We start from the raw sequence: 12,257 nt of genomic DNA on the forward strand, positions 1-12,257 counted from the left end.
GCACCAGTCTGCGCCGTATCAGGAGTCACGAGGAGAGTGTCAGGTCCGTCGTGATGGTTTCCCAGAGGGCGTTGAACCACTTCTGGGATTCCTCCACGAACGCCGCGTCCCGCCGGCCGGACCTCCGGGCGAAGGAGAACAGCAGGGACTTCGAGCCCAGGACGTCGTACATGTCCAGCGTCCGGCTCCCCCACTCCTCCTCCCGCCTGGTCAGCATGTAGTAGCCCATCAGGGCCTCTTCCTCGTTGAGCAGGTACAGCTTCACCGGCGGGGTGAACGGCAGCGCCCGGAAACGGACCCGGACGTCCATGCCGTGGGTGGAGCGCAGGGCGAGCAGGTTGTGCTGCAGGACCTGGCCCTGGGCGTTGCGCATGGCCAGCCAGCGCTGGTGGACGGAGTCGTCCTCGCCGTGGGCCTCGACCGGGACCGGGAAGGCCAGTTCGATGTCCCGGGACGGGACCAGGATGCGGACGTCGATCGACTCGGGGCGGATGCGCCCCTCGTGGATCAGACGGAGCGGCTCGCCGAGGGCGACCATCAGTGTCTCCGCGGTGTGGCAGACGACATCGGCGCGCACCTGTCGCGCCGAGAACGCCTCCACCAGGCGCGGCGCCAGGCCCACCATCGTCGGCTGGGGCTCCCCCCGGGCCGGGGCCGGGGCGGCGATCCGTGGCGGGCTGCCCTTGCTGACGTTGGTGAGCAGACCGTCCTCCTGGAGCACCCGCAGGGCCTGGCGGACCGCGCCGCGCTCCACGCCGAACTCCTCGGCCAGTTCCGCCTGGGTGGGCAGGCGGTCCCCGGGCTTGAGCTCGCCGGCCCGGATGCGTTCCCGCAGGCTGTCGGCGATCTCCTGGGGCGATGACCTTCTGCTGCCGTTCACTGCCACGTTCTCCGCCACGCTCTCCTGGGTCACGACCAAAACGCTACAACTCTGATCCATCTGGCGGGAGTTGTTTGAAGGTTGTTTATAACTAGGGGCCAAGTGGGGACAACTCAATCAGAGTTGGTTGCCAACTTCTCGGAGTTGGCGGAAGTTTTGCTTCCGGACTTCCGAAGGGGGAACACCGATGCCCGCCCTCGCTCTCCTCTCCGCCGCCTTCGTCGTCGCCTTCGAGCAGCTCGTCCAGTGGAAGTACGGTCCGGCCGGCATCGTGGGCCTGATCCTTCTCACCGTGGGCGTCAAGGCCAAGAGCCCGGCCGTCAGCTCCGCGGGAGCGGTCGTGCTCGCGCTGCTGATGACGGGGCCCGCCCGATGAGTCACCGCGCCACCCCGGAACGACCCGTGGGAGACGTCAGCTCGTGAGCACCAGCTCCGAACTGATCGTCTCCCACAATGCGTTGAACCACAGGTGCGACTGCTCCACGAACGTCGTGTCCCGCAGCCCGGCGCCCTGCCGGAAGGCGAACAGCATGGACCGGGTGCCCTGGGCGTCGTACAGCGCCGGCTGCTCGTGATCGGCCTCGGCCTCCCGGCGCGTCAGCGTGTAGTACGCGAACAGCGCCTCCGTGCCGTTGAGCAGGTACAGCTTCACCGGCGGGGTGAAGGGCAGCGCCCGGAACGTGACCTGCACATCGATGCCATGGGTGGCGCGCAGGGCCAGCAGATTGTGCTGGAGGACCTGCCCCTGGGCGTTGCGCATCGCCAGCCACCGCTCGTGCACCCAGTCGTCGCCGCCCCCCTCGACCGGCACCGGGAAGGCCAGGTCGATGTCCCGGCTCGGCAGCAGCACCCGCACGTCGACCTTGGCCGGTTTCAGCCGTCCGGCGTGGATCTGCCGCAGCGGCTCGCCGATCGCGAGCGTGAGGGAGATGGACGTCAGGCACACGGCGTCGATCTCCACGTGCTCCGCCGCGAACGCCGTCGCTATCCGGGGCGCGAGAGCCACCGTGGTGGGCAGCGGCGGGGCCTGCGGGCCGGTCAGCGCGCCGACGGGATCGGGGGCGACGGTCGCCGGGCTGCCCTTGGACACGTTGGTGAGCAACCGCTCGGACTGGAGCAGGCGCAGCGCCTGCCGCACCGCCCCGCGCTCGACACCGAACTCGTGGGCCAGCTGAGCCTGGGTGGGCATGCGCTCACCCGGGCGCAGCGCCCCTGACCTGATCCGGGCGCGCAGCGCGTCGGCCACCTCGTGATGTGTTCTCTGTGGCCGCTGCGACCTCTTCCGCCCAGTGACGGAGTCGTGTTCCGGGTCCACAACTGCACAGTACAACTTCTCGCCATCTTGCGGCAGTTCACGGAAAGGTGGTTATGAGCCGCTTCCAAGCGGAGATAAGAACAGTGAAGTTGGTAACCAACTTGGGGAACATGGTCAGACCTCCAGGGGGTTGGCCACCCGCTCAGGGACTCCCTTCCGGAGGGGAGCCGGGAGTCCCGCCCGGCCGGCCCGGCCGCACGACAACCACAACTGAACAGCTCGCTACGGATGCGGGTCCCAGCACACCGGCAGGAGGGAGCGGCTCAGAACATGTCCGGGCACCACGGCCGCCTGGGCGTACGCAGCAGGGCGTCGGCCTTCCGGGCGGCGCCCGCTCGTTCTTCGCGCACCCGCCCCAGCGCCGCCAGCCGCACCGCCGACTCGTCCCCGAGCCACAGCGCACCCAACTCGCCCAGTCCCAGTGCGAGTTCCGCGCTCTCGGTGGTCGGCGTGCAGGACGCCCCCTCGGGTGAGGCCTCCAGCCGGTAGCGCCCGCCGGTCAGCCCGTCCACCCCGGCGATCTCCAGCACCAGTTCCCCGCTCCCCTCGTACGTCCGCGCCTCCAGCGCCCGTACGACGTCCAGGATCCGGACCCACAGCCAGTCCGCCAGCGTGGTGATCCGGGCCGCCCGCGGGTCGGGCAGGACGTGCGGGAGCAGGTCGTCGGGCGCCCGCCAGCCGCTCTTCACCTTCACGATCCAGTCGATGGAGCACAGGTACTCCCACAGCGCGCGTTCCGCGGCCGGTGTCACGCCGAACAGCCACCGCACGGTCGCCGTGTTCAACGGCTGCTTGGCGTCACCCCAGGTGTCGTCCACGTCGTAGGCGGCCATGCCCTCGACATCGCCGGACGCGGAGCGGTACACCGCGTAGAAGGGGTCCTTCCAGGACGGGTCGATCCGTACGGCGCCGGTGTTCCACTTCCACCACAGCTCGTCGCGGTCGATGGCGCCGGGCTGGCGGCGGCAGAGCCGCTCGTGCAGCTCGGGGCCGAGCTTGCGGACGTCCTCGCCCTCCACCAGGTCGATCCGCCCGCCGTCCGCCGGGCCCGCGCGGCGGGCGTCGAGGCCGGCGCGCGGCACGTCGACCGTCCACTCCGCCATCCACGTCGCCGGCCCGAAGCCGTAGCGGCCGTAGATCGGGTACTCGGCGGCGATCAGCGTCGCGACGACGTCCCCGCGCTCCTTCGCGGCCGCCAGGTCCCGCGCCATCATCCGGCTGAGCAGCCCGCGGCGGCGGTGGGTGGCGGTGACGGTGACGCCCGAGATCGCGTCCGCCGGGACACTCGCGCCGCCCACGGCCGTCAGCTCCTGGCCGAACGACCGGAAGGTCGCAACACACCTGCCGTGGTCGAAGGCTCCGAGGTAGCGGCCCTCGACGAACTTCGCGCGCCGGCCCTCGATCTCCTCCTCCGTGAGCGCCGGCACCCGCAGGAAGCCGGTGTTCACGGCACGCAGCCAGTCGGTGAACTCGGACGCGGTGATCGGGCGTACGTCGATGTCGTCGGCACGGGACACGGAGGTCATGAACTCACGCTAGGCGGAGGGCCGGTCGGTGTCGCGTGAATAACCGACCGCCGGCCCTCCCCCGGGCCCGCCCCGGGACGGCTCACACCAGCAGGTCGTCGACCTGCGCCTCCCCCTCGCGGTACCGGCGCGCGATCTCCGCGCTGCACTCGTCGGCCGTGCGCTGGAGCCGCCGGCGGCGGCGGGAGACCTGCTGCTCGTGGCGTTCGAGCCGTCCCATCGCCGCGGTCAGCTCCTGGGCCGTGCGCGCGTCCAGGTCGGACAGCTCGACCTCGGCAAGCATCTCCGCGGCCAGCCGCCGGTACTCCTCGCCCTGCGGGGTGCCCAGGGTCAGGTGGCGGGCCGAGGAGCGGTGCCGGGCCGGGCCGTCCCGCAGGATCTCCGCCAGCCGCTCCACCACCGAGCCCTCGTCGGGCCCGGCCACGGAGGCCCCGCCCCCCGGCGTGCGCCGGGCGACCTCGGCGCGCAGGATGTCGATCCGTCCCTGGAGCAGCCGCCGCAGATAGCTGAGGTCGGCCTCGTCGCGCTGGGCCTTGCGGCGCAGCGTGCGCAGGTCGGGCAGGCTCAGCGCGGTGAGCCCGGGCTCGGAGGTGTCCGAGGGCAGCCGCGGGCTGTCCGTGCGCTGTGTGGGCGGCCGGTGGTACTCCGACGCGCCGATCCCCGTGTACGTCGACCGGAAAGCCGCCTGCTGCTGTCCGGTGCTTGATGTGCTCATGTGCCTCAACCGTCCCCTCGACCGGTGTGTGCAAGCATCGTGCCACCCCAAGTGGCCGCTATGGGAACGAGTGCCCCCGATAGACCCCAGATGGGCGGTATAGCAGCAAAATACGGCCGTGCAGGGGCTGTTGGTGCCCGTGCAAACCACCCTTTCGGGCCATGCGCCGACCGCCCGCGGCGCCGATGTCACCGCCCTGCATGATGGACGCATGCGAGCTGTGGTGCAGAGGGTGGACGGCGCGAGCGTCGTCGTGGACGGCGAGACGGTGGGCGCGATCGAGGGCGAGGGGCTGTGCGTCCTCGTCGGCGTCACCCACGAGGACACCAAGGAGAAGGCGGCCCAGCTGGCCCGCAAGCTCTGGTCGATCCGCATGCTGCACGACGAGAAGTCGTGCAGCGACGTCGACGCCCCGCTCCTGGTGATCAGCCAGTTCACGCTCTACGGCGACGCCCGCAAGGGCCGCCGCCCCACCTGGAACGCCGCCGCCCCCGGGGACGTCGCCGAGCCGCTGGTCGACGAGGTCGTCGCCCAGCTGCGCTCGCTGGGCGCGACGGTGGCCACGGGCCGTTTCGGAGCGGCGATGAGGGTATCGCTGACGAACGACGGCCCGTTCACCGTGCAGATCGAAATCTGACCCGAAAGGTCTACAAGTCCTACGGCGCGACGACGACTTCCTGGGCGGCGGCGGTGTCCCCGGCCACCAGCGGCGCGTCCACGGCCACGTTCCGCTTCACCAGGGCGAGGGCGACCGGCCCGAGCTCGTGGTGGCGTGCGGAGGTCGTGATGAAGCCGATCTTCCGGCCGTCGGGCGAGTCCTCCGCGAGGCGGAGCTCGGTGCCGGCCGCCGGCAGGTGGACCTCGCTGCCGTCCAGATGCAGGAAGACCAGCCGGCGCGGCGGCTTGCCCAGGTTCTGCACCCGGGCGACCGTCTCCTGCCCCCGGTAGCAGCCCTTCTGCAGGTGCACCGCCGAGCCGATCCAGCCCAGCTCGTGCGGGATGGTGCGGTGGTCGGTCTCGAAGCCGAGCCGGGGCCGGTGCTGCTCCACGCGCAGCGCCTCGTGGGCGAGGATCCCGGCGGGCGGCCCGGCCTGCGCGGCGTAGGCCTCCAGGTCGGCGCGCGGCAGGAACAGGTCCCGTCCGTGCGGCGTCTCCCGTACGACGACGCCCTCGGGGACCTCGGCGATGGAGCCGGCCGGGAGGTGCACGACCGCGGTGTCCGCCGTGCGGTCGGCGACCTCGACCTTGTAGAAGAACTTCATCGACTCCAGGTAGGCGATCAGCGCCTCCTGGGTGCCCGGCTCCACATGGGCCCAGACCGTTCCGCCGTCGTCGACGAGGTACAGCGCGTGCTCGATGTGGCCGTTGGCGGAGAGGATCAGGGCCTCGGTGGCCCGGCCCGCCGGGAGGTCGCTGACGTGCTGGGTGAGCAGCAGGTGCAGCCAGGCCAGCCGGTCCTCGCCGGTGACGGCGACGACTCCCCGGTGCGAGAGGTCCACGAATCCGGTGCCGTCGGCGAGGGCACGCTGCTCACGGAACAGGTCGCCGTAGTGGGCGGCGACGCCTTCGTCCACGCCCTCGGCGGGGACGGCGCCGGGCAGGGTCAGCAGGGGGCTCTTCATATGCCTAAGCCTACGACTCGGTAGTTGAAGCCTTGAGAGTGCAGTCCTCGCACCGGCCGAAGATCGCGAAGTGCTTCAGGTCGGTGTCGAAGCCGAACGTCTCCCGCAGCTTGGCCGTGAACTCGGCGGCCACGGAGACGTCCGCCTCGATCACGTTCTGGCAGTCGCGGCAGACCAGGTGGATGTGGTGGTGCCGGTCCGCGAGGTGGTACGTCGGCGCCCCGTGCCCCAGATGCGCGTGACTGACCAGACCGAGCTCCTCCAGGAGCTCCAGCGTCCGGTACACCGTGGAAATGTTGACCCCCGACGCCGTCTTCCTCACTTCCACGAGGATGTCGTCGGGGGTCGCGTGCTCCAGGGTGTCCACGGCTTCGAGCACGAGTTGCCGCTGCGGGGTCAGCCGGTAGCCGCGCTGCCGCAGATCGCTCTTCCAGTCGGTGCTCACCACACCGGCCAGTCTAGGACTACTTGAAGAAAGCGATCCCGTCGTCCGGCATGTCGTCGGGCAGGGCCTTGGCCCAGCGCTCGACCTCCTCCGGGGTGACGACCTTCTTGAGGTGGGCGGACATGTACGGGCGCAGCTCGACCTCGGGGGTCTGCTTCTCGCCGACCCACATCAGATCGCTCTTGACGTAGCCGTACAGGCGCTTGCCGCCGGTGTAGGGCTGGGAGGCGGCCGTGCGGGCCACCGCGTCCGTCACGAGGTCGATCTGCGGCTTCTTGTCGGCCAGCTCGCCGTACCAGATCTCGATGACGCCGTCGTCGCGGGTCATCGTCACCTCGACCTTGCGGGCGGCGTCGATCCGCCAGAAGCCGTGCTCGGACTCCAGGGGACGGACCTTGTTGCCGTCCTGGTCCAGCACCCAGCTGTGGGACCGGTACTCCAGGAAGTCCCGGCCGTCGTGGGTGAAGGAGACCTCCTGCCCGAAGTTGCACTTCTCGGAGCCGGGGAAGTCGTGCACGCCGGCGCCCGCCCAGTCGCCGAGCAGGAAGGCGAGCGGGACGAGGTCCTTGTGGAGGTCGGACGGGATCTCGATCATGGGAACTTCCTAGACGTGGGTCAGCGCTGGCCCTGGTACAGCTTCTTCACGGTCAGTCCGGCGAAGGCGAGGACGCCGACGGCGACCAGGACCAACAGGATTTCGAAGAAGATCTCCACGGGGTGCTCCTTGAGCGGGGTGCGAATGGGTGCACAGGGCCGAGCCCAGCTTACGCGGGCCCTTTCGGCACTACGATTCCGGCTATGGCGAAGAAGCTGGTGATCAAGGTGACGGCGGGGGCCGACGCCCCCGAGCGGTGCTCCCAGGCGTTCACGGTGGCGGCGGTGGCCGTGGCCAGCGGCGTCGACGTCTCCCTGTGGCTGACCGGCGAGTCCGCCTGGTTCGCCCTGCCCGGCCGGGCCGCCGAGTTCGAGCTGCCGCACGCGGCTCCCCTGCCCGACCTGCTGGACTCCCTCCTCGCGGGCGGCCGCGTCACCCTGTGCACGCAGTGCGCGGCCCGCCGCGAGATCACGGAGCAGGATGTCATCAAGGGTGTCCGGATCGCGGGCGCGCAGGTCTTCGTCCAGGAGTCGCTGGCGGACGGGACGCAGGCGCTCGTCTACTGAGGCGTTTCCGTGTAGAGGCAGAACGGGTGGCCCGCCGGGTCCAGGAGCACCCGTACGTCGTCCTGCGGCTGGAACTCCGCGGGCCGCGCGCCCTCCGCGACGGCCCGCGCGGTCTCCCGCTCCAGGTCGTCGACCTCGATGTCGAGGTGGATCATCATCTGCTGCCGGTCCGCGGCGCCCGGCCAGGTGGGCGGGCGGTAGGCGGGTTCGGTCTGGAAGGACAGTCCCGTACCGCCGTCGGGCGGCCTGATGTGCACCCAGTCCGGCCCTTCCTCCCCCCGCCACACGCACCAGCCCGGCAGCAGCCGCAGATAGAACTCCGCCAGCTCACGCGCGTCCGGCGCGTCCAGCGTCGCCGCCGCCAAGCGCATGGTTCCTCCCCCCGGCCGGTTTCACTGCCGGCGCTTCTTGCCGTCCAGTTCGTCCCACCACGCGTCGGACTGGGGATCCCCGGAGGGGTCGTCCCACCACCGGTCCTCCGGCCCGCGCCGGTTGGCGACCATGGCCGCGACGGGCGGGATGACCATGGCCACCACACACATACCCACGGCCACGGGGATCGACCACAGCCGCACGACACCCCAGGCCAGCACGAAGAGGCCGATGCAGAGGCCCATCATCGCGAAGTACGTGTGACGCCGGCGTGCGTACATGTGTCCAGGGTAGGTCCGGGCAGGCCGAAGGGCCGCACCCCAGGCGTCCAACCCGGGGGGTGCGGCCCTTCGCGATCCGGTCGCCGTCAGACGGCGATCGCGACCTCCGCCAGTCCGCCCTGCTGGGCGACGACCGTGCGGTCGGCGGTGGCACCGGGCACGAGGGCACGGACGGTCCAGGTGCCCTCGGCCGCGTAGAAGCGGAACTGTCCGGTCGCCGAGGTCGGCACCTCGGCCGTGAACTCGCCGGTCGAGTCCAGCAGACGCACGTAGCCCACCACGGGCTCGCCGTCCTTGGTCACCTGACCCTGGATGGTGGTCTCACCGGGCTTGATCGTCGAGGCGTCGGGGCCGCCGGCCTTCGCACCGCACATGTCGTACTCCTGAAGTCTGGAAAGGTCGGTCGGGGAGGGTTACTTGTTGGCGCCGAGCTCGATCGGCACGCCCACGAGGGAGCCGTACTCGGTCCAGGAGCCGTCGTAGTTCTTGACGTTCTCCACACCGAGGAGCTCGTGCAGCACGAACCAGGTCAGCGCGGAGCGCTCACCGATGCGGCAGTAGGCGATGGTGTCCTTGGCCAGGTCGACGCTCTCCTCGGCATAGAGCTCCTTGAGCTCGTCGTCCGACTTGAAGGTGCCGTCGTCGTTGGCGTTCTTGGACCACGGGATGTTGCGGGCGCTGGGCACGTGGCCGGGGCGCTGCGACTGCTCCTGCGGCAGGTGGGCCGGGGCGAGGAGCTTGCCGGAGAACTCGTCGGGCGAACGCACGTCGACGAGGTTCTGCGAACCGATGGCGGCCACGACGTCGTCGCGGAAGGCGCGGATGGACGTGTCCTGGGCCTTGGCCTTGTAGTCCGTCTTCGCACGCTCGGGCACCTCGTCGCCGGGTACCAGCTCGCGGGCGTCGAGCTCCCACTTCTTGCGGCCGCCGTCGAGGAGCTTGACGCTCTCGTGGCCGTACAGCTTGAAGTACCAGTAGGCGTACGAGGCGAACCAGTTGTTGTTGCCGCCGTAGAGGACCACGGTGTGGTCGTTGCCGATGCCCTTGTCGGACAGGAGCTTCTCGAAGCCCTCCTGGTCGACGAAGTCACGCCGGACCGGGTCCTGGAGGTCCTGGGTCCAGTCGATCCGGATGGCGTTGCGGATGTGGTTCTTCTCGTAGGCGGACGTGTCCTCGTCCACCTCGACGATGGCGATGGTCGGGTCGTCCAGGTGCTCCTGGAGCCAATCGGCGTCGACCAGGACGTCGCTGCGGCTCATGCTTCTTCTCCTCCGGGGCAGTTACGGCGGGGCGTGCGAGGTCTGCAGGGCGCGCCCTTGAGGCAGGGCGGCGCACGGGTGCCCGTGATGCGGGGCTGCGGGGATGCGCGCGCCGGCGCGACTGCCGACGCGATCGCTCAGAAGGTGCGACAGAGCATGGCGGCGACGCGGCACAGGTCTACTGCCCGCCGCTTCGTGAGGTCCGCCTGTCGCTTCATAGCGTCGATCGTAGGGACGGTCAGGCGGGCATGTCACCGGCGTGTCGCATACTGAGACGAGATGATCCGCGATGTGGGACCACAGGGCTGCGAGAGACCTCGGGATACGGACCGTGACCGGATGTATCGGCCGTCACAGCTGAGCCACGGACGTCACCGTCTCGCCCACCGGACACCTCTGGTCCGCCGCCGCGCGCCCTGCCTACCCGGCCAGCCGGACGTCGGAACCCTTCACCGTGATCTCGACGCCGGCCGGGGCGGCCTGGACGGTGTCGAGCTTGATGCCGCCGGGCAGGCCGTCGATCTTCTGCTGGAAGTCGGTGATCGCCCGGACGCGGTCCTCGGCGATGTCGACACCGCCGAACTTGGGCAGGCCGTCGGCGTGCACGCGGACGGTGCCGTTCTCCACCTTCACCGAGCTGAGCACGGAGACCGGCTCCGGGAGCTTGGTGCCGAGAACCGTGGCCTCGACGGTGACCTTGATCTTGCCGTTGCCGCCGTCGGAGAGGCCGACGACGTTGGCCGTGACGCCCGGGGCGACCTGGGTGGGCTCGGACTTCGCCGTCTTCAGCAGCTCGTCGTAGGCGATGGTCGCGGTGCCGGTGGCGGTGGAGGCGGTGGCGGAGCTGTAGTCGCCGGAGAACTCGACGCCCTTCATGTCGGCCTGGAGGTCGTCGATGCGGATCTTCTGGCCGCCGTTGCCCGCGGTGGCCTCGTAGTCCTTGATGCCGACCTCGATGTCGTCCAGGGAACCGCCCGCGACCTGGGTGAGGAACGGGAAGCCCTTGATCGACACGTCGGGCGTCGCCGACAGGTTCTCGGTGGTCCTCAGCCGGTCGGCGGCCTCGTCCTCGGCGAAGTTGACCGCGACGCGGTCGGCGATCACGAAGAGCCCGCCCAGGATCACGACGAAGATCAGCAGTATTCGCAGTGCGCGCATGCGGTTGTGTCCCCCACCCAGTCGGTTAGACGGCGGTCCCTGACGACCGGGTGGCCGTCCCTGGCGCGAGAGTAACCCTCCGGAGAAGAGGAACCGGAGGATTGTTGATCATTTGTGACAGGACCCCTTGCGGCTTCGGCGCAGGCGCTACGCCAGCGCCCTGCCCAGGACGTACACCGCAGGGGCCGCGGCGGCCAGCGGCAGGGCCACGCCCGCCGTGAAGTGGACGAAGCGGGACGGGTAGTCGTAGCTCGCGACCCGGTGGCCGATCAGGGCGCAGGCGGCGGCGCCCGCACCGAGGAGCGCCCCGGAGGTGCCGAGGTCCGTGACCTGCCCGGCCGCGATGCCCCCGCCCGCCGCGGCGAGGAGGGACACCACCACCGAAGCCGGGGTCGGCAGCGGCAGCGCGCGGGCCAGGACGGCCACCGCCACGGCCACCGCGCCCACCGTCACCGCGTCCGCGGCGGCCGCGAGGTACCCGCCGGCCACGATCGCCAGCGCCGAGGTCGCGACCGTCGCCATCAGGCCGTACATCCGCTCGTCGGGGTCGGCGTGCGACCGCAGCTGGAGGACCAGCGCGAGCAGCACCCATACACCGAGCGTGCCGAGGATGGCCGCCGGGGAGCGGTCCGAGGCCAGCAGTGCCGCGTCCGCGGCCAGGGCGCCCGCGAAGCCCAGCGCGATGCCCTGCCGGGCCGGCCACATGCCGTTCAGCCGGAACCAGCCCGCCGCCGTGACGGCCTGGAGCACCACCAGCGGCACGAGCAGCGCGTACGTCCCGACCGCCGCCGCACCGGCCAGCAGCAGTCCGAGCAGCGCCGTCAGCGCGGCCGGCTGGATGCCGGGCTCGATGATCGGGGACCGCCCCTCCGCCCGGGCCCGCTGCGCGTCGGTGACGCGGGTGTTCCCGCCGACGGTGGCGGGGCCGTAACCGGGAGCCGGGGAGTCGGCTCCGGCCGGGGCCGCGGATCGCCGCGGCGGGGACTGGGGGGTCAGGATCGCCGTCTCCGGATCAGCCGCCTGCGCCTGCGCCTGCGCGGACGGCACCGCCTGGTGGTTCTGCGTCTCCCAGGTCTGCCCCTGCCACTGCTGCGTGTACTGCTGAGCGGCCTGCGGGTCCTCGTACCCCTGGTGGCCCTGGTGCCCCTGCCCGGGCCACGCCTGTGGCGCCTGCGGCTGCTGTCCGTAGGGGTCGTACGGCTGGTGGGGCCGGTTCGGCTGGTCGTTCATCGTCATCCTCCTGCGAACGGCGGGAGCACCTCGACCGTGCCGCCGTCGGCCAGCCGTACCGTCTCATGTCCGCGGGTGCCCACGGGGTCGCCGTCCACGAGGAACGAGCACCGGAGCAGGACACGCTCCAGCTCTCCGGGGTGCCGCTCACGCACCCCGTCGAGCGCCTCGGCGAGCGTGGCCGCCTCGTACGGCTCCTCGGCCACCCCGGCCGCGGCCTTGGCGGCGGCCCAGTAGCGCACCGTGACCTTTGGCATCTGCTTCCTCAATGAATTCGGCGGTCAACCCCGTCA

General features: G+C 70.8%; 18 protein-coding genes. 3 read left to right on the plus strand and 15 right to left on the minus strand.

What is annotated here, in order from left to right; genetic code table 11:
* Positions 1–25: 25 nt before the first annotated feature.
* Positions 26–919, minus strand: coding sequence for a winged helix-turn-helix domain-containing protein (locus tag OO68_RS30250; RefSeq protein ID WP_033312335.1), 894 nt, complete (start codon positions 917–919; stop codon positions 26–28).
* 148 nt (positions 920–1,067) lie between these two features.
* Here OO68_RS30250 and OO68_RS30255 point away from each other — a divergent pair, with 148 nt between their 5' ends.
* The gene (locus OO68_RS30255) at positions 1,068–1,256 is read left to right on the plus strand and encodes a hypothetical protein (RefSeq protein WP_031143363.1); all 189 of its coding nucleotides are present in this window, start codon (positions 1,068–1,070) and stop codon (positions 1,254–1,256) included.
* A gap of 36 nt (positions 1,257–1,292) precedes the next feature.
* On the opposite strand, the gene OO68_RS30260 is transcribed toward OO68_RS30255, so the two are convergent.
* The 3 genes from OO68_RS30260 to OO68_RS30270 form a co-directional block, all read right to left on the minus strand.
* Positions 1,293–2,210, minus strand: coding sequence for a winged helix-turn-helix domain-containing protein (locus tag OO68_RS30260; RefSeq protein ID WP_078625531.1), 918 nt, complete (start codon positions 2,208–2,210; stop codon positions 1,293–1,295).
* Positions 2,211–2,458: 248 nt separating this feature from the next.
* Positions 2,459–3,721: a GNAT family N-acetyltransferase gene (locus OO68_RS30265; RefSeq protein WP_033312337.1), complete on the minus strand. Its 1,263-nt coding sequence runs from the start codon at positions 3,719–3,721 to the stop codon at positions 2,459–2,461.
* Positions 3,722–3,803: 82 nt separating this feature from the next.
* Positions 3,804–4,436, minus strand: a complete 633-nt coding sequence (locus tag OO68_RS30270; RefSeq protein ID WP_033312338.1) for an RsiG family protein — start codon at positions 4,434–4,436, stop codon at positions 3,804–3,806.
* A 211-nt stretch (positions 4,437–4,647) separates the two neighbouring features.
* Here OO68_RS30270 and dtd point away from each other — a divergent pair, with 211 nt between their 5' ends.
* Positions 4,648–5,073 carry a D-aminoacyl-tRNA deacylase gene (gene dtd / locus OO68_RS30275; protein ID WP_003991219.1) on the plus strand — a complete coding sequence of 142 codons (426 nt, stop codon included), beginning with the start codon at positions 4,648–4,650 and terminating at the stop codon, positions 5,071–5,073.
* 19 nt (positions 5,074–5,092) lie between these two features.
* On the opposite strand, the gene ygfZ is transcribed toward dtd, so the two are convergent.
* From ygfZ to OO68_RS30290, 3 genes are read right to left on the minus strand one after another with little or no spacing between them, the layout of a single operon-like run.
* Positions 5,093–6,058, minus strand: coding sequence for a CAF17-like 4Fe-4S cluster assembly/insertion protein YgfZ (gene ygfZ, locus OO68_RS30280; protein WP_033312339.1), 966 nt, complete (start codon positions 6,056–6,058; stop codon positions 5,093–5,095).
* A gap of 10 nt (positions 6,059–6,068) precedes the next feature.
* Positions 6,069–6,506 carry a Fur family transcriptional regulator gene (locus OO68_RS30285; RefSeq protein WP_030849015.1) on the minus strand — a complete coding sequence of 146 codons (438 nt, stop codon included), beginning with the start codon at positions 6,504–6,506 and terminating at the stop codon, positions 6,069–6,071.
* Between the two features lie 16 nt (positions 6,507–6,522).
* The gene (locus tag OO68_RS30290; RefSeq protein ID WP_033312340.1) at positions 6,523–7,098 is read right to left on the minus strand and encodes a heme-binding beta-barrel domain-containing protein; all 576 of its coding nucleotides are present in this window, start codon (positions 7,096–7,098) and stop codon (positions 6,523–6,525) included.
* Positions 7,099–7,301: 203 nt separating this feature from the next.
* Here OO68_RS30290 and OO68_RS30300 point away from each other — a divergent pair, with 203 nt between their 5' ends.
* Positions 7,302–7,664, plus strand: coding sequence for a DsrE family protein (locus OO68_RS30300; RefSeq protein WP_033312341.1), 363 nt, complete (start codon positions 7,302–7,304; stop codon positions 7,662–7,664).
* Here the strand turns inward: OO68_RS30300 and OO68_RS30305 are convergent.
* The 8 genes from OO68_RS30305 to OO68_RS30335 form a co-directional block, all read right to left on the minus strand.
* Entirely contained in the window at positions 7,658–8,035 is a 378-nt protein-coding gene (locus tag OO68_RS30305; protein WP_033312342.1) for a VOC family protein, read from the minus strand. The two genes, OO68_RS30300 and OO68_RS30305, sit on opposite strands and share 7 nt — an antisense overlap.
* Before the next feature lie 21 nt (positions 8,036–8,056).
* Complete coding sequence (locus tag OO68_RS30310) at positions 8,057–8,317, minus strand: DUF3099 domain-containing protein (RefSeq protein ID WP_033312343.1); 261 nt, start codon at positions 8,315–8,317, stop codon at positions 8,057–8,059.
* Positions 8,318–8,403: 86 nt separating this feature from the next.
* Positions 8,404–8,691 (minus strand): DUF1416 domain-containing protein, encoded by a 288-nt coding sequence (locus OO68_RS30315; RefSeq protein ID WP_003991226.1) that lies wholly within the window; start codon positions 8,689–8,691, stop codon positions 8,404–8,406.
* Positions 8,692–8,730: 39 nt separating this feature from the next.
* Positions 8,731–9,576 (minus strand): sulfurtransferase, encoded by an 846-nt coding sequence (locus OO68_RS30320; RefSeq protein ID WP_033312344.1) that lies wholly within the window; start codon positions 9,574–9,576, stop codon positions 8,731–8,733.
* A 137-nt stretch (positions 9,577–9,713) separates the two neighbouring features.
* Positions 9,714–9,794, minus strand: coding sequence for a putative leader peptide (locus OO68_RS48625; RefSeq protein ID WP_350310325.1), 81 nt, complete (start codon positions 9,792–9,794; stop codon positions 9,714–9,716).
* A 202-nt stretch (positions 9,795–9,996) separates the two neighbouring features.
* On the minus strand, positions 9,997–10,734 hold the full coding sequence (locus OO68_RS30325) for an LmeA family phospholipid-binding protein (RefSeq protein ID WP_033312345.1): 738 nt from the start codon (positions 10,732–10,734) through the stop codon (positions 9,997–9,999).
* Between the two features lie 147 nt (positions 10,735–10,881).
* Positions 10,882–11,964 (minus strand): hypothetical protein, encoded by a 1,083-nt coding sequence (locus OO68_RS30330; RefSeq protein ID WP_033312346.1) that lies wholly within the window; start codon positions 11,962–11,964, stop codon positions 10,882–10,884.
* Positions 11,965–11,966: 2 nt separating this feature from the next.
* Positions 11,967–12,221, minus strand: a complete 255-nt coding sequence (locus OO68_RS30335; protein WP_031143391.1) for a MoaD/ThiS family protein — start codon at positions 12,219–12,221, stop codon at positions 11,967–11,969.
* Positions 12,222–12,257: the final 36 nt, after the last annotated feature.

Origin of the sequence: Streptomyces iakyrus (assembly GCF_000717055.1) — a bacterium.
Lineage (GTDB): Bacteria > Actinomycetota > Actinomycetes > Streptomycetales > Streptomycetaceae > Streptomyces > Streptomyces iakyrus.

Coding starts and splice junctions, on each gene's coding strand:
- OO68_RS30270 (WP_033312338.1), bottom strand. CDS start 4,436: ATGAGCACATCAAGCACCGGACAGCAGCAGGCGGCTTTCCGGTCGACG.
- OO68_RS48625 (WP_350310325.1), bottom strand. CDS start 9,794: ATGAAGCGACAGGCGGACCTCACGAAGCGGCGGGCAGTAGACCTGTGC.
- dtd (WP_003991219.1), top strand. CDS start 4,648: ATGCGAGCTGTGGTGCAGAGGGTGGACGGCGCGAGCGTCGTCGTGGAC.
- OO68_RS30335 (WP_031143391.1), bottom strand. CDS start 12,221: ATGCCAAAGGTCACGGTGCGCTACTGGGCCGCCGCCAAGGCCGCGGCC.
- OO68_RS30330 (WP_033312346.1), bottom strand. CDS start 11,964: ATGAACGACCAGCCGAACCGGCCCCACCAGCCGTACGACCCCTACGGA.
- OO68_RS30255 (WP_031143363.1), top strand. CDS start 1,068: ATGCCCGCCCTCGCTCTCCTCTCCGCCGCCTTCGTCGTCGCCTTCGAG.
- OO68_RS30265 (WP_033312337.1), bottom strand. CDS start 3,721: ATGACCTCCGTGTCCCGTGCCGACGACATCGACGTACGCCCGATCACC.
- OO68_RS30310 (WP_033312343.1), bottom strand. CDS start 8,317: ATGTACGCACGCCGGCGTCACACGTACTTCGCGATGATGGGCCTCTGC.
- OO68_RS30320 (WP_033312344.1), bottom strand. CDS start 9,576: ATGAGCCGCAGCGACGTCCTGGTCGACGCCGATTGGCTCCAGGAGCAC.
- ygfZ (WP_033312339.1), bottom strand. CDS start 6,058: ATGAAGAGCCCCCTGCTGACCCTGCCCGGCGCCGTCCCCGCCGAGGGC.
- OO68_RS30300 (WP_033312341.1), top strand. CDS start 7,302: ATGGCGAAGAAGCTGGTGATCAAGGTGACGGCGGGGGCCGACGCCCCC.
- OO68_RS30290 (WP_033312340.1), bottom strand. CDS start 7,098: ATGATCGAGATCCCGTCCGACCTCCACAAGGACCTCGTCCCGCTCGCC.
- OO68_RS30325 (WP_033312345.1), bottom strand. CDS start 10,734: ATGCGCGCACTGCGAATACTGCTGATCTTCGTCGTGATCCTGGGCGGG.
- OO68_RS30315 (WP_003991226.1), bottom strand. CDS start 8,691: ATGTGCGGTGCGAAGGCCGGCGGCCCCGACGCCTCGACGATCAAGCCC.
- OO68_RS30305 (WP_033312342.1), bottom strand. CDS start 8,035: ATGCGCTTGGCGGCGGCGACGCTGGACGCGCCGGACGCGCGTGAGCTG.